The 20,619-nt window shown below is 52.5% G+C and carries 21 protein-coding genes and 3 pseudogenes; 11 read left to right on the top strand and 13 right to left on the bottom strand.

Annotated elements, in window-relative coordinates; all coding sequences use genetic code 11:
• Positions 1-145: 145 nt before the first annotated feature.
• Both sseA and timP read left to right on the top strand, forming a co-directional pair.
• Positions 146-991, top strand: a complete 846-nt coding sequence (gene sseA, locus BHE85_RS00935; RefSeq protein WP_000108645.1) for a 3-mercaptopyruvate sulfurtransferase — start codon at positions 146-148, stop codon at positions 989-991.
• A gap of 335 nt (positions 992-1,326) precedes the next feature.
• Positions 1,327-1,452, top strand: coding sequence for a small toxic inner membrane protein TimP (gene timP / locus BHE85_RS27995; protein ID WP_001385884.1), 126 nt, complete (start codon positions 1,327-1,329; stop codon positions 1,450-1,452).
• A gap of 31 nt (positions 1,453-1,483) precedes the next feature.
• On the opposite strand, the gene sseB is transcribed toward timP, so the two are convergent.
• From sseB to trmJ, 11 genes are all read right to left on the bottom strand, one after another.
• Entirely contained in the window at positions 1,484-2,260 is a 777-nt protein-coding gene (gene sseB, locus BHE85_RS00930) for an enhanced serine sensitivity protein SseB (protein ID WP_005007820.1), read from the bottom strand.
• 141 nt (positions 2,261-2,401) lie between these two features.
• Positions 2,402-3,685, bottom strand: a complete 1,284-nt coding sequence (pepB, locus tag BHE85_RS00925) for an aminopeptidase PepB (protein ID WP_000133575.1) — start codon at positions 3,683-3,685, stop codon at positions 2,402-2,404.
• Between the two features lie 177 nt (positions 3,686-3,862).
• Positions 3,863-4,063, bottom strand: a complete 201-nt coding sequence (gene iscX / locus BHE85_RS00920; protein ID WP_000523616.1) for a Fe-S cluster assembly protein IscX — start codon at positions 4,061-4,063, stop codon at positions 3,863-3,865.
• 11 nt (positions 4,064-4,074) lie between these two features.
• Positions 4,075-4,410: an ISC system 2Fe-2S type ferredoxin gene (fdx, locus tag BHE85_RS00915; protein WP_001124469.1), complete on the bottom strand. Its 336-nt coding sequence runs from the start codon at positions 4,408-4,410 to the stop codon at positions 4,075-4,077.
• 1 nt (position 4,411) lies between these two features.
• A complete protein-coding gene (hscA, locus tag BHE85_RS00910; RefSeq protein WP_001196599.1) occupies positions 4,412-6,262 on the bottom strand; it encodes a Fe-S protein assembly chaperone HscA in 1,851 nt (616 codons plus the stop codon).
• Positions 6,263-6,278: 16 nt separating this feature from the next.
• Positions 6,279-6,794, bottom strand: coding sequence for a co-chaperone HscB (hscB, locus tag BHE85_RS00905; protein ID WP_000384413.1), 516 nt, complete (start codon positions 6,792-6,794; stop codon positions 6,279-6,281).
• Positions 6,795-6,889: 95 nt separating this feature from the next.
• Entirely contained in the window at positions 6,890-7,213 is a 324-nt protein-coding gene (gene iscA, locus BHE85_RS00900; protein ID WP_000028953.1) for an iron-sulfur cluster assembly protein IscA, read from the bottom strand.
• A 16-nt stretch (positions 7,214-7,229) separates the two neighbouring features.
• Entirely contained in the window at positions 7,230-7,616 is a 387-nt protein-coding gene (gene iscU, locus BHE85_RS00895; RefSeq protein ID WP_000331709.1) for a Fe-S cluster assembly scaffold IscU, read from the bottom strand.
• Between the two features lie 27 nt (positions 7,617-7,643).
• Entirely contained in the window at positions 7,644-8,858 is a 1,215-nt protein-coding gene (iscS, locus tag BHE85_RS00890) for a cysteine desulfurase (protein WP_001295373.1), read from the bottom strand.
• Positions 8,859-8,969: 111 nt separating this feature from the next.
• Positions 8,970-9,458, bottom strand: coding sequence for a Fe-S cluster assembly transcriptional regulator IscR (iscR, locus tag BHE85_RS00885; protein ID WP_001241357.1), 489 nt, complete (start codon positions 9,456-9,458; stop codon positions 8,970-8,972).
• 269 nt (positions 9,459-9,727) lie between these two features.
• Positions 9,728-10,468, bottom strand: coding sequence for a tRNA (cytosine(32)/uridine(32)-2'-O)-methyltransferase TrmJ (gene trmJ / locus BHE85_RS00880; protein ID WP_000940019.1), 741 nt, complete (start codon positions 10,466-10,468; stop codon positions 9,728-9,730).
• Positions 10,469-10,586: 118 nt separating this feature from the next.
• Between trmJ and suhB the strand changes: the two genes are divergently transcribed.
• From suhB to csiE, 3 genes and pseudogenes are all read left to right on the top strand, one after another.
• On the top strand, positions 10,587-11,390 hold the full coding sequence (gene suhB / locus BHE85_RS00875) for an inositol-1-monophosphatase (RefSeq protein WP_000553451.1): 804 nt from the start codon (positions 10,587-10,589) through the stop codon (positions 11,388-11,390).
• Positions 11,391-11,534: 144 nt separating this feature from the next.
• Positions 11,535-12,389, top strand: a complete 855-nt coding sequence (locus tag BHE85_RS00870; RefSeq protein WP_001445932.1) for an alpha/beta hydrolase — start codon at positions 11,535-11,537, stop codon at positions 12,387-12,389.
• A gap of 169 nt (positions 12,390-12,558) precedes the next feature.
• Positions 12,559-13,859 (top strand): annotated as a pseudogene (gene csiE / locus BHE85_RS00865) (stationary phase inducible protein CsiE).
• On the opposite strand, the gene BHE85_RS00860 reads toward csiE, so the two are convergent.
• Together BHE85_RS00860 and hcaR are read right to left on the bottom strand one after the other, a co-directional pair.
• Entirely contained in the window at positions 13,851-14,990 is a 1,140-nt protein-coding gene (locus tag BHE85_RS00860; protein ID WP_000244210.1) for a 3-phenylpropionate MFS transporter, read from the bottom strand. The pseudogene csiE and the gene BHE85_RS00860 overlap by 9 nt on opposite strands.
• A 159-nt stretch (positions 14,991-15,149) precedes the next feature.
• Complete coding sequence (gene hcaR, locus BHE85_RS00855) at positions 15,150-16,040, bottom strand: DNA-binding transcriptional regulator HcaR (RefSeq protein ID WP_000423266.1); 891 nt, start codon at positions 16,038-16,040, stop codon at positions 15,150-15,152.
• Positions 16,041-16,175: 135 nt separating this feature from the next.
• On the opposite strand from hcaR, the gene hcaE reads away from it, so the two are divergent.
• The 6 genes and pseudogenes from hcaE to BHE85_RS00825 form a co-directional block, all read left to right on the top strand.
• Positions 16,176-17,537 carry a 3-phenylpropionate/cinnamic acid dioxygenase subunit alpha gene (gene hcaE / locus BHE85_RS00850; RefSeq protein ID WP_000211182.1) on the top strand — a complete coding sequence of 454 codons (1,362 nt, stop codon included), beginning with the start codon at positions 16,176-16,178 and terminating at the stop codon, positions 17,535-17,537.
• Positions 17,534-18,052 (top strand): 3-phenylpropionate/cinnamic acid dioxygenase subunit beta, encoded by a 519-nt coding sequence (gene hcaF, locus BHE85_RS00845; protein WP_001276086.1) that lies wholly within the window; start codon positions 17,534-17,536, stop codon positions 18,050-18,052. The genes hcaE and hcaF overlap by 4 nt, the downstream gene beginning before the upstream one ends.
• Positions 18,052-18,372 (top strand): bifunctional 3-phenylpropionate/cinnamic acid dioxygenase ferredoxin subunit, encoded by a 321-nt coding sequence (locus tag BHE85_RS00840; RefSeq protein ID WP_001080104.1) that lies wholly within the window; start codon positions 18,052-18,054, stop codon positions 18,370-18,372. Before hcaF ends, BHE85_RS00840 begins: the two co-directional genes overlap by 1 nt.
• A complete protein-coding gene (hcaB, locus tag BHE85_RS00835; protein ID WP_001281377.1) occupies positions 18,369-19,181 on the top strand; it encodes a 3-phenylpropionate-dihydrodiol/cinnamic acid-dihydrodiol dehydrogenase in 813 nt (270 codons plus the stop codon). Before BHE85_RS00840 ends, hcaB begins: the two co-directional genes overlap by 4 nt.
• A 9-nt stretch (positions 19,182-19,190) precedes the next feature.
• Positions 19,191-20,203: pseudogene (gene hcaD, locus BHE85_RS00830) on the top strand (phenylpropionate dioxygenase ferredoxin reductase subunit); the annotation flags it as partial.
• Positions 20,204-20,268: 65 nt separating this feature from the next.
• Positions 20,269-20,619 (top strand): annotated as a pseudogene (locus BHE85_RS00825) (transposase); the annotation flags it as partial.

Below are 20,619 nucleotides of genomic sequence, written 5' to 3'. Positions count from 1 at the left end.
ACGTTATGTAATTCAGTATCACGCCCATACAATCCGAATTTTAGTGAGAATTGTGGCTCAGACAGCCAAATCAGCCTCTTTCGCTTGTCGCTTTTCACTAAACATCCGACAATTTAGCCTAACCCCGGCAAAAATGGAGATGCCTATGTCCACGACATGGTTTGTAGGAGCCGACTGGCTCGCCGAACATATTGATGACCCGGAAATTCAGATTATCGATGCCCGCATGGCGTCGCCTGGACAGGAAGATCGTAACGTTGCTCAGGAGTATCTGAATGGACATATTCCCGGCGCAGTGTTTTTTGATATCGAAGCGCTTTCTGATCACACTTCCCCGCTTCCGCACATGCTGCCGCGCCCGAAAACGTTCGCCGTGGCGATGCGTGAATTAGGCGTTAACCAGGATAAGCACCTGATTGTCTATGACGAAGGTAATCTTTTCTCAGCCCCACGAGCATGGTGGATGCTGCGCACCTTTGGTGTAGAGAAAGTGTCGATTCTGGGGGGTGGACTTGCAGGCTGGCAGCGCGATGATCTGCTGTTAGAAGAAGGTGCAGTAGAGCTGCCGGAAGGAGAGTTTAACGCCGCGTTTAATCCTGAAGCCGTGGTGAAAGTAACCGATGTATTATTGGCAAGCCATGAAAATACGGCGCAAATTATTGATGCCCGCCCGGCTGCACGTTTTAACGCAGAAGTTGATGAACCTCGCCCAGGTTTACGTCGCGGACATATTCCCGGAGCACTGAATGTTCCGTGGACGGAACTGGTGCGCGAAGGCGAACTAAAAACGACCGATGAACTGGATGCGATATTTTTTGGTCGCGGCGTCAGCTACGACAAACCAATTATCGTCAGCTGCGGCTCTGGTGTAACGGCAGCCGTGGTTTTGTTAGCACTCGCGACGCTGGATGTGCCAAACGTGAAACTGTACGACGGCGCATGGAGTGAATGGGGCGCGCGGGCAGATTTACCGGTTGAGCCAGTGAAATAAGTATTTTACAGGCAATAAAAAACCGCCGAATTTGGCGGTTTTTTATTGCTGGTCTGGTTCGCGGCCTTTCCAGCAGGTTGTATTACCGTAGTAATGCAAGCGCGTCTCAGCGGAGACAATACTCGCCAGTAACTCTCTTTTTGTCAAGCAAAAGAGAGTTATTATTGTTCTGTTAGTATATTATCCACTGCGGCCCTTTCCGCCGTCTCGCAAGCGGGCGCTGGCTTAAGGAAAGGATGTTCCGCGACCGTTAGAGCAAGCGCGTCTCAGCGCTTGCTATCGCGGCAATATCGCCAGTGGTGCTGTCGTGATGCGGTCTTCGCATGGACCGCACAATGAAGATACGGTGCTTCTGTATCGTACTTATTGTTTCTGGTGCGCTGTTTTCCCAAGTAAATAATAACCGGAGTCTCTCCGGCGACAATTTACTGGTGGTTAACAACCTTCAGAGCAGCAAGTAAGCCCGAATGCCGCCCTTTAGGGCGGCATATTTTAGATTATCCGGTTTTGTTTAAAGTCACGCAAAAAACCTCCCCAGCGACGTTCATAGAATGGCACAATATGTTCGGTAATAAAGTGGCTAATTCCTTTTTCCCCTTTTTTCACCTGACAAATATCGATTGGTTCATCGCCAGGTAATGTATCGGTCGCTACACTTCCCGTCGCCTGAATAATTTCTTCGATATCACCATCGGCTTCAATGCCAATAAATAAATTAGGCTGTGCCTCTTCGTTCTCTTTAATTGAACAAATAAAAGCACGCTTCACCGGCTTAATGGTTTTAAATAAGGTGGTGAGTGAATCAATCATTTGTGCTGGCGGCTCTGCAACTTCCGATAATATCAGCGATTCACCGCCTTCCAGGATTTCCTGGCTGCTCAGCGGATTTCCCTCTTCACCAATCAACAAACTGATTTCACGCGGCATAAATTCTTTACCGGTCGGCAGTTTGGCATTAAGGAAGAGCGTTTCGCCAAGGGTCATCTCAAACAATGTGCGAACGGGCATTACGACAAATGCCTGTTCGTCTTCAACCGCCTGTTGAAGCGCTTCTAACGAGGTGAAAAAAGGAATGACGCTGGTGCCGTCTTCTTTTTCCCAGTGCTGTAAATCAAGCGCACTATCTTCAACCACAGCCTCGCCCTGCGCCGCCGTACCAGGCACCCAGACGGTGGATTCCAGTAGAGTACGGAAAAAGGCCGGGCGGTGTGCCGGTTCGGTTGCTGCTTTTTCCAGCAGGTCTTCAAGTTCGTTTTTTGTTTCGGACATAAGAACCACAATTCATTCAACGTTCGGGGCGCAAATGCCTGATGCGCTACGCTTATCAGGCCTACAAGGGATTCGCAATTTGTTGAATTTGCAGAATTTGTAGGCCGGATAAGGCGTTTACGCCGCATCCGGCATATTAGTTTACGCCGTTAACAGATTAGCTATCGTGCGCACACCAAGTCCCGTAGCGCCCGCAGACCACTGTTCAACCGGCGCTTTACGGTAAGTCGCCGAGCAGTCGATATGCAGCCAGCCTTGCTGATAGTTCTCAACAAAGTGCGACAGGAAGCCCGCCGCCGTGCTCGCGCCTGCCGGATACGCCGCGCTTCCGGTATTGTTCAGTTCGGCAAAGTTAGACGGCAGCTGGCTGCGGTGGAATTCCGCCAGCGGCAGACGCCAGAATGGTTCGTTCTCTTGTGAGGCACTCGCCAGCAAACGACCGGCAAGCGCATCGTCAAAACTGAACAGCGCGTGATAATCATTACCCAGCGCAGTTTTCGCCGCCCCGGTGAGGGTCGCCGCATCAATGATCATTTCCGGTTTCTGCGCACTGGCATCAATCAGACCATCGGCAAGCACCAGACGCCCTTCGGCATCAGTGTTCATCACTTCAACTTTTTTACCGTTGCGATAGGTGATGATATCGCCCAGCTTGAACGCATTGCCGCTAATCAGGTTATCCGCACAGCAGAGGAACAGCTTCACGCGCTTGTTCAGTCCGCGCGTAATGGCAAATGCCAGCGCCCCGGTAACCGTTGCCGCGCCGCCCATGTCCGACTTCATCGAGTCCATAAACGCAGTCTGTTTGATGCTGTAGCCGCCGGAGTCAAAAGTGATACCTTTACCTACCAGGCACGCGTACACTGGCGCTTCTTTATCGCCAGTTGGGTTGTAATCCAGCGCCAGCAATACCGGAGAACGTTCTGAAGCGCGTCCGACGGTGTGCAGCCCCATATAACCTTGCTCACGCAGATCTTCGCCTTTGGTGATCCGATAAGTCACACGATCGCCCGCGACGTTGCTGATCAGATCAACAGCACGCTGTGCCAGTTGCGATGGTCCCAATTCTTCTGCCGGTGCGTTGATGGTGTCACGCACCCAGTCGATGATCATCAGGCGGTTATCCAGTTCCTGGCGCTGGGCATCGTCCAGATCCGGCCACTCCACTTTACGCGTGCCTTTCGGGGCTTTGTAACCTTGCCAGAATGCCCAGCAGCGATCCGCATCCCAGCCTTCACCGCTTAACTGAACATGCTTGATGCCCAGACCGTCAATCTTGCGCGCCGCACGCTGGATCAGCCCCAGATCGTCTGCCCCGTTCAAATGCAGGGTAATGCCGTCATTATTAATGCTGTAAGTTGCTTTTTCTCCCCAGCGCGCGTCGGCAGGTTGGGTAGAGAGGGTAATCTTCATCGCTTCTGTCATTTTAGTTATCCTTCTTTGTAAAAGGGCCGCCAGTTGGCAGCCCCAGGATTTTTCCGCTAAATGATTCGCGTTGCAGGAAGGCGGCAAGTGAGTGAAGCCCCAGGAGCATAGATAACTATGTGACTGGGGTGAACGAGCGCAGCCAACGCATCTGCGGCGTGAAGCATGACGCGGAAATTATTCGGCCTCGTCCAGCCAGACTAACAAAATCGCTTCGAGGATTTTCTCGTTGGATGCCTGCGGGTCGTCGTCGAAATCTTCCAGATCGCAAATCCACTGATGCATATCGGTGAATCGAACCGTTTTCGGATCAAGATCAGGATACGCATCGTACAGTGCTTCGCCAATTTCGCGGCTATCGGTCCACTTAAGTCCCATACTAACCTCTGTTAATGCTCACGCGCATGGTTGATAGTGTAACGCGGGATTTCGACTACTAAATCTTCGTCGGTAACGCGTGCCTGGCAGCTTAAACGGCTTTCGGGCTCCAGTCCCCAGGCTTTGTCCAGCATGTCGTCTTCCTGCTCTGAGCTTTCTGGCAGCGAGTCAAAACCTTCACGAACGATGCAGTGGCAGGTGGTGCAAGCACAGGATTTTTCACAGGCGTGTTCAATCTCGATACCGTTACGCAGCGCTGCGTCGAGAATGGTTTCACCGCTATTAGCTTCCAGAACAGCGCCATCAGGGCAGAGGTCCTGATGAGGCAAAATAACAATCTTTGGCATATTAAACCTCGTCCACGGAATGGCCTTTCAGCGCACGACGAACCGACTGGTCCATGCGGCGAGCGGCGAAATCCTGGGTTTGTTTGTCTACGTTTTTAATCGCTTGTTCGATGGCGTCAACATCATCGCCCTGAGCCACTTCACTCAGGTGAGCGGCAGCATTGTCAATGACCTGACGCTCTGCGGCGCTTAACAGCGCGGCATCAGCAGCCAGCGCGCCGTGCAGACTTTCCAGCACACGCGCCGCTTCTACTTTTTGTTCTGCCAGCATACGGGCTTTTACGTCCTGCTCGGCATAGCTCATTGAATCTTTGATCATCGAAGCGATTTCGCTATCGGTCAGACCGTAAGAAGGTTTGACCTGAATAGACGCCTCAACGCCGGTGGATTTCTCCATCGCCGTCACGCTCAAAAGACCGTCGGCATCGACCTGGAACGTCACGCGAATATGCGCACCGCCAGCCGGTAGCGCCGGAATACCACGCAGCGCAAAACGCGCCAGTGAGCGGCAGTCCTGCACCAGTTCGCGCTCACCCTGCATTACATGGATAGACATCGCCGTCTGACCATCTTTAAAGGTGGTGAAATCCTGAGCGCGGGCCACCGGAATAGTGGTATTACGCGGAATCACTTTCTCCACCAGGCCGCCCATCGTTTCGAGGCCCAGCGACAGTGGGATCACATCAAGCAGCAGCATTTCGCTGTCCGGCTTGTTACCCACCAGAATATCCGCCTGAATCGCCGCGCCAATAGCGACGACTTTATCCGGGTCGATGGAAGTCAGCGGTGGACGACCGAAAAATTCGCCTACCCGTTCACGCACCAGCGGCACGCGAGTAGAACCGCCAACCATCACCACTTCCAGCACTTCATCAGCTTCTACGCCCGCGTCTTTCAGCGCACGACGACAAGCCAGTAAGGTTCGTTTTACCAGTGGCGCGATCAGTTCATTGAATTGTTCACGGCTGATTTCGCCCTGCCAGCCCGCAACGTTAACGGTCACGGAGTCCGCATCGCTCAGCGCGATTTTGGCTGCAATGGCGGCATCCAGCAGTTCACGCTGAACGCGGTTATCGCTACGATCAGGAATGTCCGCCTGCTCGCGAATGTAATCCGCCAGCAGATGGTCGAAATCATCGCCGCCGAGCGCGGAATCACCGCCGGTTGCCAGCACTTCAAACACGCCGCGACTTAAGCGCAGAATGGAAATATCAAACGTCCCGCCACCGAGGTCATAAACGGCGATCACGCCTTCCTGACCGGAATCCAGCCCGTAGGCGATAGCCGCAGCGGTCGGTTCGTTAAGTAAGCGCAGAACATGCAACCCCGCCAGACGCGCCGCGTCTTTGGTGCCCTGACGCTGGGCATCGTCAAAGTACGCCGGAACGGTGATAACGACACCATCCAGCTCGCCTGCCAGGGCTTCAGTTGCCCGCGCCGCCAGTGCTTTGAGGATGTCCGCAGAAACGCGCACCGGGTTCAGCAGCCCCGCCGCCGTTTCAATCATTGGCAGGCCGTTTTCGCTGGCCTGGAATTGATAAGGCAAATGCGGATAGCGTTGCTGGATATCAGCCAGCGAGCGTCCCATCAGGCGTTTAACAGAACTAATGGTGTTGGCGGTATCGAGCGCTGCGTTAGTACGCGCGTCATAACCCACCGAATGCCCTTGCTGTTGATAGTGAACAACAGATGGCAGCAGGTGACGGCCTTCATGGTCGGCTAACGTTTCGGCCTGACCGCTGCGCACTGTCGCTACCAGCGAGTTGGTTGTGCCCAGGTCAATACCGGCCGCCAGACGACGCTGATGCGGCGCAGCACTCAAACCAGGTTCACTAATTTGTAATAAGGCCATGTTTAGCTTCCAGAAATTAAAAATCGAGCAGTTTTTCTTCGAGTTGTTCGGCACTGCTTCGCAGTTTATCGAGAAAACGCAGCTTACGCACGGTATCCGCCGCCGCGTCCCACGTCTCGTTGTCTAACTGTTCAACCATCAACTGATGGCGGGTATCAAACATCTTTTTCACACGTTTGATAAAGCTTTCCAGCCGCGCTTCATCTTTCGCCTGTTCGATCTCGTCCAGTTCTTCGCGCAGCTCCAGCTGTTCCATCAGGAACGCGGTGTCGCGCACAGTATGCTGCTCGCTGGCGAGATCAAAACCGTGCAAAGAAAGCAAATATTCCGCGCGCATTAACGGATGACGCAGCGTTTGCCAGGCCTGGTTAATGGTTGCAGATTGCTGTACGGCGGCGAGTTGTTCCGCCTGGCTTCCGCTGGCGAATTTATCAGGATGATACTGACGTTGTAGATCCTGAAAACGCAGGCTCAGTGCCTGGGTATCGAGTTGATAACGGGCAGGCAAGCCAAAGAGGGTGAAGTAATCCATAACATTCTCAGGGCTGCGATCCGCCGCGATAACGGCGAATCAGGTAAAACAAACCCCACGCGCAGGCGACCACGGTGGGGTTATCGGTATGCGCATCAAACGTGGAAGCTTTCGCCGCAACCACACTCATCTTTAACGTTCGGGTTGGTGAATTTAAACCCTTCATTCAGGCCTTCTTTTACGAAGTCCAGCTGCGTACCGTCCAGAAATTGCAGGCTTTTGCCATCGACCACGACTTTCACGCCTTTGTCTTCAAACACGATGTCTTCCGGCGTCGGTTCGTCAACAAATTCCAGTACATAAGCCATACCTGAACATCCGGAGGTTCTCACGCCCAGACGCAGGCCAAACCCTTTGCCGCGGTTAGCCAGAAAGGTATTTACTCGCGCTGCTGCACTGTCGCTCAGTGTAATCGACATAACCAAACCTCAACTCTTATTTTGCTTCACGTTTGCTTTTATAGTCCGCAATGGCGGCTTTGATCGCGTCTTCTGCCAGAATAGAACAGTGAATTTTCACCGGCGGCAGTTCAAGTTCTTCAGCAATATCGGTGTTTTTGATCGCCTGCGCTTCGACGAGAGACTTCCCTTTCACCCATTCGGTGACCAGGGAGCTGGAAGCGATAGCAGAACCGCAGCCGTAAGTTTTAAAACGCGCGTCTTCAATGATACCTTCATCGTTGACTTTAATCTGCAACTTCATCACGTCGCCACAGGCCGGTGCACCCACCATGCCGCTGCCGACGTTCTCGTCGTTGTTGTCAAAGGAACCCACGTTACGCGGATTCTCGTAATGGTCGATAACTTTTTCGCTGTAAGCCATTATAAATTCTCCTGATTCCGATACCGATTAATGATGAGCCCATTCGATGCTGTTCAGATCCACGCCCTGCTTGTACATTTCCCACAGCGGAGAAAGGTCACGCAGACGACCGATGGATTTACGAACTAACTCGATGGTGTAGTCGATCTCTTCTTCAGTAGTAAAACGACCTAAAGAGAAACGGATAGAGCTATGTGCCAGCTCGTCGTTCAGCCCCAGCGCGCGCAGCACGTAGGACGGTTCGAGGCTTGCTGACGTACAGGCGGAACCTGAAGAAACTGCGAGGTCTTTCAGCGCCATAATCAGCGACTCACCTTCAACGTAGTTGAAGCTGACGTTGAGAATGTTCGGCGCACCGTGTTCCAGGTCACCGTTCAGGTAAACTTCTTCGATATCTTTGATGCCGTTCCACAGACGGTTACGCAGGCCGCGCAGACGTTCCATCTCGGTCGCCATCTCTTCTTTTGCGATGCGATAGGCCTCGCCCATTCCGACGATCTGGTGAACAGGCAGAGTGCCGGAACGCATACCGCGCTCGTGACCGCCGCCGTGCATTTGCGCTTCGATGCGTACGCGCGGTTTACGACGTACATACAGCGCACCGATACCTTTCGGGCCATAGATTTTGTGACCGGAGAAAGACATCAGGTCAACTTTCAACTGGCTCAGGTCGATAGGCAGTTTGCCCACGCTCTGGGTTGCATCAACGTGATAGATAATGCCACGAGCACGGCACATTTCGCCGATAGCCGCGATATCCTGCACCACGCCGATTTCGTTATTTACGTGCATGATGGAAACAAGGATGGTGTCGTCACGCATCGCTGCTTCAAGTTCTTTCAGGTCGATAATGCCGTTACGCTGCGGTGCCAGGTAGGTGACTTCAAAACCTTCGCGCTCCAGCTGACGGCAGGTATCCAGTACCGCTTTGTGTTCGGTTTTGCTAGTGATGATGTGCTTGCCTTTTTTCTGATAAAAGTTGGCTGCACCTTTGATCGCCAGGTTGTCAGATTCGGTTGCACCAGAGGTAAAGACGATTTCACGCGGATCAGCGCCGACCAGATCGGCAATCTGATTACGGGCGATATCTACCGCTTCTTCAGCCTGCCAGCCGAAACGGTGAGAACGAGAGGCCGGGTTACCAAAGGTTCCGTCCATCGTCATGAACTGCATCATTTTCTCGGCAACACGCGGGTCCACCGGCGTGGTTGCGGAGTAGTCGAGATAAATCGGTAATTTCATTGCTCTATAAACTCCGTACATCACTCAATGCAAGGAATCAGGCTACCGGCTGGATGTACGACCGTGTTTACGGAGTATTTAGCACTCCGGCCTGATTCTGAATTCTTTTTATTAAGCGCGTAACTTAACGTCGATCGCGTCTTGTGTGCGGGTGCGTGGCGCGTCGTGAGTATGCTGACGACCAGACACATCCAGCACTTCCTGGTTATTAACCAGTTCGCCTAAAGTAATGTTGTTGAGAAAACCGGTGAGACGGTCGCTCAAATCACGCCACAGCGCGTGGGTCAGGCATTTATCGCCGCCCTGGCAGCCGCCTTTACCCTGACAACGGGTGGCATCTACAGATTCGTCAACGGCGCTAATCACTTCGCCAACGGCGATGCTGCTGGCATCTTTGCCTAACAGATAACCACCGCCTGGTCCACGTACGCTGGAAACCAGACCATTTTTACGCAGACGGGAAAACAGTTGTTCCAGATAAGAAAGGGAAATGCCCTGACGTTCGGAAATATCAGCCAACGGTACCGGGCCCGCTTCAGAGTTGAGCGCAACGTCAAGCATTGCGGTCACGGCATAGCGCCCTTTAGATGTCAGTCTCATGTCTTACTTCACCTCAAACTCGCCCCTGCCCGGGGTTTTTTATTGTAAAAGTGGGGGTATTGAATAGCAGGGTCAAGTCTGACATTCCCGAGTAAATTGGTCAACTATTTACTTGACTGATTTAGTCGGGTATTTAACCTTCAGTGCCATTTTTTTATCGTGGCGTTTGTACCTGTTGTCGGATGCGGTGTGAACACCTTATCCGACCTACGGTTCTGTACATTGTAGGCCTGATAAGACGCGTTAAGCGTCGCATCAGGCAACTACTGTTATTCGGCCTTGTTACCTTTATTCTGCTGCTCAATAGAAGCCAGAATCCCGCGCAGGATATTCAATTCCTGGCTTTCCGGGCGCGCACGGGTAAACAGACGGCGCAATTTATTCATCACCTGCCCCGGATGGTTTTCACGGATAAAACCGGTTGCCAGCAGCGTTTGTTCCAGATGACCATAAAAACGCTCCAGATCATCGACCAGCGGATACGGCGTCTCTTCATGCTCGACCTGCTCGCCGTTTTCCTGAGTTGCCAGCCAGGCCATGCGCACTTCATAGGCAATAACCTGAACCGCCATCGCCAGGTTCAGCGAGCTGTATTCCGGGTTAGCCGCAATCGCGACATGATAATGGCATTTCTGCAACTCTTCATTGGTCAAGCCGACGCGCTCGCGACCAAACACCAGCGCCACCGGGGTATTTGCCGCTTCAGCGACGCTTTTCAGGCCGCATTCGCGCGGGTCGAGCATCGGCCATGGCAGCGTGCGGGAACGTGCGCTGGTGCCCACCACCAAGCTACAACCGGCTAACGCTTCGTCGAGCGTATCGACGATGTGAGCATTACCAATCACATCGCTGGCCCCTGCTGCCAGGGCAATCGCCTGGGAGTCGGGTTTCACCAGTGGATTAACCAGCCACAGATTGGTTAATCCCATTGTTTTCATGGCACGGGCAACAGAACCCATATTGCCGGTGTGTGACGTCTCCACCAGCACAATTCGAATATTTTGCAGCATTGTCTTTCTTCATCTAAAGATTATTCACGCATCTTATCATAAAACGAAGACAGATGCCGATCTCGCTGCTATACTCTGCGCCGTTTTCCCGTTCTTTAACATCCAGTGAGAGAGACCGATGCATCCGATGCTGAACATCGCCGTGCGCGCAGCGCGCAAGGCGGGTAATTTAATTGCCAAAAACTATGAAACCCCGGACGCTGTAGAAGCGAGCCAGAAAGGCAGTAACGATTTCGTGACCAACGTAGATAAAGCTGCCGAAGCGGTGATTATCGACACGATTCGTAAATCTTACCCACAGCACACCATCATCACCGAAGAAAGCGGTGAACTTGAAGGTACTGATCAGGATGTTCAATGGGTTATCGATCCACTGGATGGTACTACCAACTTTATCAAACGTCTGCCGCACTTCGCGGTATCTATCGCCGTTCGTATCAAAGGCCGCACCGAAGTTGCTGTGGTATACGATCCTATGCGTAACGAACTGTTCACCGCCACTCGCGGTCAGGGCGCACAGCTGAACGGCTACCGTCTGCGCGGTAGCACCGCTCGCGATCTCGACGGTACCATTCTGGCGACCGGCTTCCCGTTCAAAGCAAAACAGTACGCCACTACCTACATCAACATCGTCGGCAAACTGTTCAACGAATGTGCAGACTTCCGTCGTACCGGTTCTGCGGCGCTGGATCTGGCTTACGTCGCTGCGGGTCGTGTTGACGGTTTCTTTGAAATCGGTCTGCGTCCGTGGGATTTCGCGGCAGGCGAGCTGCTGGTTCGTGAAGCGGGCGGCATCGTCAGCGACTTCACCGGTGGTCATAACTATATGCTGACCGGTAACATCGTTGCTGGTAACCCGCGTGTTGTGAAAGCCATGCTGGCGAACATGCGTGATGAGTTAAGCGACGCTCTGAAGCGTTAATGACTCAGGCGGGTGATGTCACTCACCCGCCCTCGCCTTTCAGGCGCTATTCCGAAATACTTCCTCACCGCTTTACTTTCTTTCGTCACTCTCCCACCATCTTTCCCCGATTAATGGATGATAAAGAAGTCACAAGGAAAGGTTATGGCGCTGCCAGTGAACAAACGCGTTCTCAAAATTCTGTTTATTCTCTTTGTTGTTGCCTTCTGCGTTTATTTAGTGCCGCGCGTTGCCATCAACTTCTTCTATTATCCTGACGATAAAATTTACGGTCCCGACCCCTGGTCGGCGGAATCCGTCGAATTTACGGCTAAGGACGGTACTCGTCTGCAAGGCTGGTTTATTCCTTCTTCGACGGGCCCTGCTGACAATGCCATCGCAACCATCATTCATGCTCACGGCAATGCCGGAAATATGTCCGCCCACTGGCCGCTGGTCAGTTGGTTACCCGAGCGTAATTTCAACGTTTTTATGTTTGATTATCGCGGGTTTGGTAAATCAAAAGGCACGCCGTCCCAGGCCGGATTGCTGGACGATACGCAAAGTGCCATCAATGTGGTGCGCCATCGCAGTGATGTAAACCCACAACGGCTGGTGCTGTTCGGGCAGAGTATTGGCGGGGCGAATATTCTTGCTGTTATTGGTCAGGATGATCGTGAAGGCATACGTGCGGTGATCCTCGACTCCACATTTGCCTCTTATGCAACCATCGCCAATCAGATGATCCCCGGCAGTGGCTACTTACTTGATGAGAGTTACAGCGGCGAAAATTATATCGCCAGCGTCAGCCCGATCCCGCTTTTACTCATTCACGGTAAAGCTGATCACGTTATCCCATGGCAGCACAGCGAAAAGTTGTATAGCCTGGCAAAAGAGACAAAACGGTTGATCCTAATCCCGGATGGCGAACACATTGATGCTTTTTCCGATCGTCACGGCGATGTTTATCGCGAACAGATGGTGGACTTTATCCTTAGCGCGTTGAATCCGCAGAACTAACCCATGATCGCTAGCACGATAATCATTCACAAAACCACCTTAAGACATGCTAATCCACTGGTCAGAACAGTTTAAGATGAGAAAAATTCTGTGACGCTTGCCAACATTTCTGATGATTAGCATTCCCTTCGCCATTTACCTGAGCAAACTTTAGCTATTCTTATCAATTATGCTTATGGGAGATCTACAGATGATGCCTACGCTTGCTCCACCATCTGTCCTTTCGGCTCCCCAGCGCCGCTGCCAGATCTTGCTGACGCTCTTTCAGCCGGGGTTGACCGCCACCATGGCAACCTTCAGCGAGCTTAATGGTGTGGATGATGATATTGCCAGTCTTGATATCAGCGAAACAGGACGGGAGATCCTGCGCTATCATCAACTCACACTGACGACTGGTTATGACGGTAGCTACCGGGTTGAAGGTACAGTGCTTAACCAACGTTTGTGTTTATTTCACTGGCTACGACGTGGTTTCCGTCTGTGTCCGTCATTTATTACCAGCCAATTCACCCCCGCCCTGAAGAGTGAACTGAAGCGGCGCGGAATTGCGCGTAACTTTTACGACGATACCAATCTACAAGCGTTAGTGAATCTCTGCTCCCGACGGCTGCAAAAACGCTTTGAAACGCGCGATATTCATTTCCTGTGTCTGTATCTGCAATATTGTTTGCTGCAACACCACGCTGGAATTACGCCTCAGTTTAATCCGCTCCAACGTCGCTGGGCGGAATCCTGCCTTGAATTTCAGGTAGCGCAGGAAATTGGACGCCACTGGCAGCGTCGGCGCTCCAGCCTGTACCGCCTGATGAGCCACTGTTTATGGCATTACTTTTTTCCATGTTGCGGGTTCCCGATCCATTGCGTGATGCGCATCAGCGAGACAGACAATTGCGTCAGTCTATCAAACGTCTGGTAAACCATTTTCGTGAGCTGGGAAATGTTCGTTTTTATGATGAACAGGGGTTATGCGATCAGCTTTATACCCACCTCGCCCAGGCGTTAAATCGCAGTTTGTTTGCCATCGGTATTGATAATACCCTGCCAGAAGAGTTCGCCAAACTGTACCCACGCCTGGTGCGCACCACCCGCGCGGCGCTGGCCGGATTTGAAAGTGAATACGGCGTCCATCTTTCTGATGAGGAAAGTGGTCTGGTCGCGGTGATTTTCGGTGCCTGGCTAATGCAGGAAAACGATCTGCATGAAAAACAGATTATTCTTCTTACCGGGAATGATAGCGAGCGAGAAGCGCAGATTGAGCAGCAGTTACGCGAACTAACGTTACTGCCGCTCAACATTAAACATATGTCGGTAAAGGCATTTTTGCAGACAGGCGCTCCGCGCGGCGCGGCACTGATTATTGCGCCTTATACCATGCCGTTACCGCTCTTTTCACCACCGCTGATCTATACGGACCTGACACTGACAACACATCAACAGGAGCAGATCCGCAAAATGCTCGAATCAGCATGAGGGAACAACTTTCGGGCGCAAAAACATTGCCGGAAGCGCCACCAGCGCCATTACCCAGAACACGCCGTGGCCCAGATATTGATACAGGAAACCGGCGAAAACGGTCATGATAGCTATACTGCCGCCCATCGCGACGGCAGAGTAAACCGCCTGTAAACGGATGACTTCGCTACCCTGGCGAGCGGCAATATAGCGCATGGCGGCCAGGTGGCAGACCGTGAAGGCGCCGCAATGCAGAATTTGCACCACTATCAACCACGGCAACGCCGTAGTTGCTCCCATAATGCCCCAGCGCACTACGCCGCAAATCGCCGAGATCAACAGCATATCGCGTGCACTACAACGGCGGAAAAGTTTATTACTCAGCGCAAAGATAATGACTTCCGCCACCACGCCCAGCGACCACAAATACCCCACCGCCGAGGCCGAGTAGCCAGCTGCCTGCCAGTAAATGGCGCTAAAACCGTAATAGGCCGCATGTGCCCCCTGCAATAAACAAACGCAGGCCAGAAAGCGCCAGTTCTGAAGAACCAGCGCCAACCACGCTGACCAACCGGTGCTCTCCTGCTGGCGGCTTGCCCCTTGTGGCTGAATCGTCGGACGGATGAGAAAGCCGAGCAGCATAGATGCCACGCCCAATGTTAACAGCGCGAGGATCACCTGATAATCAAACATAGTGACCAGTTTGCCCGTCAGCGCCGAGCCAATGACAAACGCCACCGAGCCCCACAGTCGCACTTTGCCGTAATCAAGCGGGAACTGCTTTTGCCACGTATTCGCCAGTGCATCGGTCAACGGTACCAGCGGTGAGAAAAAGAGGTTAAAGCCAATCATCACCAGCATCAGCCACGCTACGTGCGCCCCCGCCCAGAAGGCGACAGCAAAGAGAAGTGTCATCATTGCCAGCACGCGCAAGGCGGAAATCAGGCGAGAAGGATCGCTGACGCGGGGCGCGATGAGCAAACTCCCGAGAAAACGGGCAACCAGACCTGCCCCCAATAACAGGCCGATGGTTTCTGGCGTTAAACCAATCCCTTTAAGCCAGACGCTCCAGAAAGGTAGAAAAATGCCGTAACTAAAAAAGTATGTGAAATAGCCGAGCGCCAACCAGCGCGTGGATTGCAAAACCATGAGTCCCTCCCGTCAGGAGGCGTTAGTCTGGGGTTAATCGAATGTTGGTGCAAGTTGAAAAATAAGAATATTCGAGCCTGCTTCCCGATGTCTGTAACGCCAGTTCACAAGCACTAAAAAACTGCGATCCGCGACGCATGTTGCAAAAATAATGCGTAATTATGCCGTTACGCTTGCCAAACGTTCCTGCACAATGGCGATGAAATCGCGTAATGCCGGCTTCATCTCCCCTTTCTTCCACGCCATCAGTAAAGCAATGGAAGGCACATTTCCGGCAATGGGACGAAAAACAACCTGTCCGGTATTAAAATTATTCATATAACCGGGTATCAAAGTGACGCCCAGCCCCATGCCCACCAGATTCATGGTCACCAGAATATTCGTTGCCACCTGGACGATATTTGGCTGGCTGTTTTCTTGCGCAAACCACGCTTTAACGATCGGCGCAAGCGAACCGGAATACGCCGGATCGGTACTGACGAAATTCACGCCATCCAGTTGCGCGGCGGTGATCTCTTTTTCATGTGCTAAAGGGTGATCAACCGGTAACACAACCACTAATGGTTCGTCAAAAAGCTCCAGATAATCAATCTCCGGGCTATAAACAGGATGGCGCATTAAGCCGACGTCGAGTTCACCACGGCGAATTTTTTCCTCCTGTTGCGTGGTGATTAAACTCACCAGCTCAATCAAGGTGTCTGGCTGTCTGAGACGAAACATCGGTAATACTTTTGGCAGTAAATTCACTTCCGCCGATGGCACAAAGCCAATGGTTAATTGTCTGTCTTCCTGAACAGTTTTCCGCGCCCGTAATTTGGCATTTTCCGCTTGTTCGAGGATTGCCAGCGCGTCCTGGAGAAAACATTCTCCCGCCGCCGTCAACGCGACTTTGCGCTTATCCCTCACCAGTAACGGAACACCGACACAGTTTTCAAGATCGCGGATCTGGCTGCTTAACGAAGGCTGTGAGGTATGCAGTTTTTCCGCCGCACGGGTAAAGTTCAGTGCCTGCGCCACTGCGACGAAATAGCGTAAATGCCGTAGTTCCATCACCTTCCCCTTGTTATCGAAAAAACGTCTCAGCTGGTAGAAATTAACTATTTCACATATTAGCAACCAACCAGCAACATCCTTATGGCACAAAAATAGAAGGTCAATACATCTTATCTTTCAGGATTAAAAAATATGACCACACCCTCAGATTTGAACATTTACCAACTGATTGACACCCAAAATGGTCGGGTCACTCCGCGTATTTATACCGACCCGGATATTTACCAACTGGAGCTTGAGCGTATTTTCGGTCGTTGCTGGCTATTTCTCGCCCACGAAAGCCAGATCCCAAAACCCGGTGATTTCTTTAACACCTACATGGGAGAAGATGCGGTTGTCGTAGTGCGTCAGAAAGACGGCAGCATCAAGGCGTTTCTCAACCAATGCCGCCACCGGGCCATGCGTGTGAGTTATGCAGATTGCGGCAACACTCGCGCCTTTACCTGCCCGTATCACGGCTGGTCTTATGGCATTAACGGCGAGTTGATCGATGTACCGCTGGAACCTCGCGCCTACCCACAAGGGTTGTGTAAATCCCACTGGGGGCTAAACGAAGTTCCTTGTGTGGAGAGTTATAAAGGGCTGATTTTTGGCAACTGGGATACCAGCGCACCGGGCCTGCGTGATTACCTTGGTGACATTGCCTGGTATCTGGATGGCATGCTGGATCGTCGCGAAGGCGGCACCGAAATTGTCGGCGGCGTACAAAAGTGGGTGATCAACTGTAACTGGAAATCCCCGGCAGAGCAGTTCGCCAGTGACCAATATCATGCTCTGTTCAGCCATGCTTCTGCCGTTCAGGTATTAGGGGCGAAAGATGATGGCAGCGATAAGCGTCTCGGTGATGGACAAACCGCCCGCCCGGTGTGGGAAACCGCCAAAGATGCGCTGCAATTTGGTCAGGACGGTCACGGTAGCGGTTTCTTCTTTACTGAAAAACCGGATGCTAATGTCTGGGTCGATGGCGCGGTTTCCAGCTATTACCGCGAAACCTATGCCGAAGCAGAACAACGTTTAGGTGAAGTTCGCGCCCTGCGCCTGGCGGGTCATAACAATATATTCCCCACGCTTTCATGGCTAAACGGCACTGCCACACTCCGCGTCTGGCATCCGCGCGGCCCTGATCAAGTTGAAGTGTGGGCGTTCTGTATTACTGACAAAGCCGCCTCCGATGAAGTTAAAGCCGCTTTTGAAAACAGCGCCACTCGTGCTTTTGGTCCTGCTGGTTTTCTCGAGCAGGATGACTCGGAGAACTGGTGTGAAATCCAGAAATTGCTTAAAGGCCACCGCGCCCGCAACAGCAAACTGTGTCTGGAAATGGGGCTTGGTCAGGAAAAGCGCCGCGACGACGGCATTCCTGGCATTACTAACTATATCTTTTCAGAAACTGCCGCTCGTGGAATGTACCAACGCTGGGCCGATCTTCTGAGTAGCGAAAGCTGGCAGGAAGTGCTCGATAAAACCGCCGCTTACCAGCAGGAGGTGATGAAATGAGTGCGCAAGTTTCACTAGAGTTACATCTCCGCATTAGCCAGTTTCTCTTTCACGAAGCCAGCTTACTGGACGACTGGAAATTTCGTGACTGGCTGGCGCAGCTCGACGAAGAGATTCGTTACACCATGCGCACCACAGTTAACGCGCAAACACGCGACCGCCGCAAAGGCGTCCAGCCACCGACAACCTGGATTTTTAATGACACCAAAGACCAGCTGGAGCGGCGAATCGCCCGTCTGGAAACGGGCATGGCCTGGGCAGAAGAGCCGCCGTCACGCACCCGTCACTTAATCAGCAACTGCCAGATAAGCGAAACCGACATCCCAAACGTATTTGCTGTGCGGGTAAATTATCTGCTTTATCAGGCACAAAAAGAGCGCGATGAAACATTCTATGTTGGAACGCGTTTCGACAAAGTTCGCCGTCTGGAAGATGACAACTGGCGCTTGCTGGAACGGGATATCGTCCTGGATCAAGCGGTAATCACTTCCCATAACCTGAGTGTACTGTTCTGATGAATCGAATTTATGCGTGTCCCGTTGCGGATGTGCCGGAGGGTGAGGCTCTCCGGATCGATACCTCGCCCGTCATCGCCCTGTTCAACGTTGGCGGCGAGTTTTATGCCATTAACGATCGTTGCAGCCATGGTAATGCGTCGATGTCAGAAGGGTATCTGGAAGATGACGCCACGGTGGAGTGCCCGCTACACGCCGCCAGTTTTTGCCTGAAAACGGGGAAAGCGTTATGCCTGCCCGCCACCGATCCGCTCACCACTTATCCAGTACACGTTGAAGGTAGTGACATTTTCATCGACTTACCGGAGGCGCAGCCATGAGCGATCTGCATAACGAGTCCATTTTTATTACCGGCGGCGGATCGGGATTAGGGCTGGCGCTGGTCGAGCGATTTATCGAAGAAGGCGCGCAGGTTGCCACGCTGGAACTGTCGGCGGCAAAAGTCGCCAGTCTGCGTCAGCGATTTGGCGAACATATTCTGGCGGTGGAAGGTAACGTGACCTGTTATGCCGATTATCAACGCGCGGTCGATCAGATCCTGACTCGTTCCGGCAAGCTGGATTGTTTTATCGGCAATGCAGGCATCTGGGATCACAATGCCTCACTGGTTAATACTCCCGCAGAGACGCTCGAAACCGGCTTCCACGAGCTGTTTAACGTCAACGTACTCGGTTACCTGCTGGGCGCAAAAGCCTGCGCTCCGGCGTTAATCGCCAGTGAAGGCAGCATGATTTTCACACTGTCAAATGCCGCCTGGTATCCTGGCGGCGGTGGCCCGCTGTACACCGCCAGTAAACATGCCGCAACCGGACTTATTCGCCAACTGGCTTATGAACTGGCACCGAAAGTGCGGGTGAATGGCGTCGGCCCGTGTGGTATGGCCAGCGACCTGCGCGGCCCACAGGCGCTCGGGCAAAGTGAAACCTCGATAATGCAGTCTCTGACGCCGGAGAAAATTGCCGCCATTTTACCGCTGCAATTTTTCCCGCAACCGGCGGATTTTACGGGGCCGTATGTGATGTTGGCATCGCGGCGCAATAATCGCGCATTAAGCGGTGTGATGATCAACGCTGATGCGGGTTTAGCGATTCGCGGCATTCGCCACGTAGCGGCTGGGCTGGATCTTTAAGGAAGCACGATGAAAGAAAAAACGATCATTATTGTCGGTGGCGTGCAAGCGGCGGCAATGGCTGCGGCCTCGCTACGCCAGCAAGGGTTCACCGGTGAGCTGCATCTGTTTTCCGATGAGCGACATCTTCCTTATGAACGACCTCCACTCTCGAAATCCATGTTGCTGGAAGATTCCCCGCAGTTACAGCAGGTGTTACCCGCTAACTGGTGGCAGGAAAACAATGTTCATCTGCATTCCGGTGTAACCATCAAAACGCTGGGTCGCGACACACGAGAGTTAGTGTTAACCAACGGCGAAAGCTGGCACTGGGATCAGCTTTTTATAGCAACCGGCGCGGCAGCTCGACCGCTGCCGTTGCTTGATGCACTGGGAGAACGCTGCTTTACCCTACGCCATGCCGGTGATGCCGCCAGACTGCGAGAAGTTCTGCAGCCCGAACGGTCAGTCGTGATTGTCGGTGCCGGAACTATTGGTCTGGAACTGGCTGCCAGCGCCACGCAGCGCAGCGCAGATGTAAGGTGACAGTGATTGAACTGGCGGCAACCGTCATGGGCCGTAATGCACCACCGCCCGTGCAACGCTATCTTTTACAGCGCCACCAGCAGGCTGGTGTGCGCATTCTGCTCAATAATGCCATTGAACATGTAGTCGATGGTGAAAAAGTAGAACTGACGCTGCAAAGTGGGGAAACGCTTCAGGCTGATGTGGTGATTTACGGTATTGGTATCAGCGCCAACGAGCAACTGGCTCGCGAGGCCAACCTTGATACTGCCAATGGCATTGTCATTGATGAGGCTTGCCGCACCTGCGATCCCGCGATCTTTGCCGGTGGCGATGTGGCAATCACTCGTCTTGATAATGGTGCACTACACCGCTGTGAAAGCTGGGAAAACGCCAATAACCAGGCGCAAATTGCCGCTGCCGCAATGTTAGGGCTACCGCTACCGCTACTGCCGTGGTTCTGGAGCGATCAGTACAGTGATAACTTACAGTTTATTGGCGATATGCGTGGCGATGACTGAGGTAGCCTGAGTTTAACGGACACTCCTTCCTGAAATAGAATGGCATCATGAAGGAGCTAATAATGAGCAGAAAAAACCAACGTTACTCTAAAGAGTTCAAAGCCGAAGCTGTCAGAACGGTTCTTGAAAATCAACTTTCGATCAGTGAAGGCGCTTCCCGATTATCCCTTCCTGAAGGCACTTTAGGACAATGGGTTACCGCCGCCAGAAAAGGGCTCGGTACTCCTGGTTCCCGCACGGTGGCTGAACTGGAATCTGAAATTCTGCAACTGCGTAAGGCGTTAAATGAAGCTCGCCTTGAGCGAGATATATTAAAAAAAGCAACAGCGTATTTTGCACAGGAGTCGCTGAAAAATACGCGTTAATCGAACAATGGCGACAACAATTTCCCATTGAAGCGATGTGTCAGGTAT

The sequence above is a fragment of the Shigella sp. FC1567 genome (assembly GCF_001743015.1).
GTDB lineage: Bacteria > Pseudomonadota > Gammaproteobacteria > Enterobacterales > Enterobacteriaceae > Escherichia > Escherichia coli.
Note: the sequence above shows the minus strand (reverse complement) of the source record. Positions and strands in the feature narration are given on the sequence as shown.

Excerpts from the sequence above, each read along its gene's own strand:
- sseA (WP_000108645.1), top strand. The coding sequence starts at position 146 with ATGTCCACGACATGGTTTGTAGGAGCCGACTGGCTCGCCGAACATATT.
- timP (WP_001385884.1), top strand. The coding sequence starts at position 1,327 with ATGAAGATACGGTGCTTCTGTATCGTACTTATTGTTTCTGGTGCGCTG.
- sseB (WP_005007820.1), bottom strand. The coding sequence starts at position 2,260 with ATGTCCGAAACAAAAAACGAACTTGAAGACCTGCTGGAAAAAGCAGCA.
- pepB (WP_000133575.1), bottom strand. The coding sequence starts at position 3,685 with ATGACAGAAGCGATGAAGATTACCCTCTCTACCCAACCTGCCGACGCG.
- iscX (WP_000523616.1), bottom strand. The coding sequence starts at position 4,063 with ATGGGACTTAAGTGGACCGATAGCCGCGAAATTGGCGAAGCACTGTAC.
- fdx (WP_001124469.1), bottom strand. The coding sequence starts at position 4,410 with ATGCCAAAGATTGTTATTTTGCCTCATCAGGACCTCTGCCCTGATGGC.
- hscA (WP_001196599.1), bottom strand. The coding sequence starts at position 6,262 with ATGGCCTTATTACAAATTAGTGAACCTGGTTTGAGTGCTGCGCCGCAT.
- hscB (WP_000384413.1), bottom strand. The coding sequence starts at position 6,794 with ATGGATTACTTCACCCTCTTTGGCTTGCCTGCCCGTTATCAACTCGAT.
- iscA (WP_000028953.1), bottom strand. The coding sequence starts at position 7,213 with ATGTCGATTACACTGAGCGACAGTGCAGCAGCGCGAGTAAATACCTTT.
- iscU (WP_000331709.1), bottom strand. The coding sequence starts at position 7,616 with ATGGCTTACAGCGAAAAAGTTATCGACCATTACGAGAATCCGCGTAAC.
- iscS (WP_001295373.1), bottom strand. The coding sequence starts at position 8,858 with ATGAAATTACCGATTTATCTCGACTACTCCGCAACCACGCCGGTGGAC.
- iscR (WP_001241357.1), bottom strand. The coding sequence starts at position 9,458 with ATGAGACTGACATCTAAAGGGCGCTATGCCGTGACCGCAATGCTTGAC.
- trmJ (WP_000940019.1), bottom strand. The coding sequence starts at position 10,468 with ATGCTGCAAAATATTCGAATTGTGCTGGTGGAGACGTCACACACCGGC.
- suhB (WP_000553451.1), top strand. The coding sequence starts at position 10,587 with ATGCATCCGATGCTGAACATCGCCGTGCGCGCAGCGCGCAAGGCGGGT.
- BHE85_RS00870 (WP_001445932.1), top strand. The coding sequence starts at position 11,535 with ATGGCGCTGCCAGTGAACAAACGCGTTCTCAAAATTCTGTTTATTCTC.
- BHE85_RS00860 (WP_000244210.1), bottom strand. The coding sequence starts at position 14,990 with ATGGTTTTGCAATCCACGCGCTGGTTGGCGCTCGGCTATTTCACATAC.
- hcaR (WP_000423266.1), bottom strand. The coding sequence starts at position 16,040 with ATGGAACTACGGCATTTACGCTATTTCGTCGCAGTGGCGCAGGCACTG.
- hcaE (WP_000211182.1), top strand. The coding sequence starts at position 16,176 with ATGACCACACCCTCAGATTTGAACATTTACCAACTGATTGACACCCAA.
- hcaF (WP_001276086.1), top strand. The coding sequence starts at position 17,534 with ATGAGTGCGCAAGTTTCACTAGAGTTACATCTCCGCATTAGCCAGTTT.
- BHE85_RS00840 (WP_001080104.1), top strand. The coding sequence starts at position 18,052 with ATGAATCGAATTTATGCGTGTCCCGTTGCGGATGTGCCGGAGGGTGAG.
- hcaB (WP_001281377.1), top strand. The coding sequence starts at position 18,369 with ATGAGCGATCTGCATAACGAGTCCATTTTTATTACCGGCGGCGGATCG.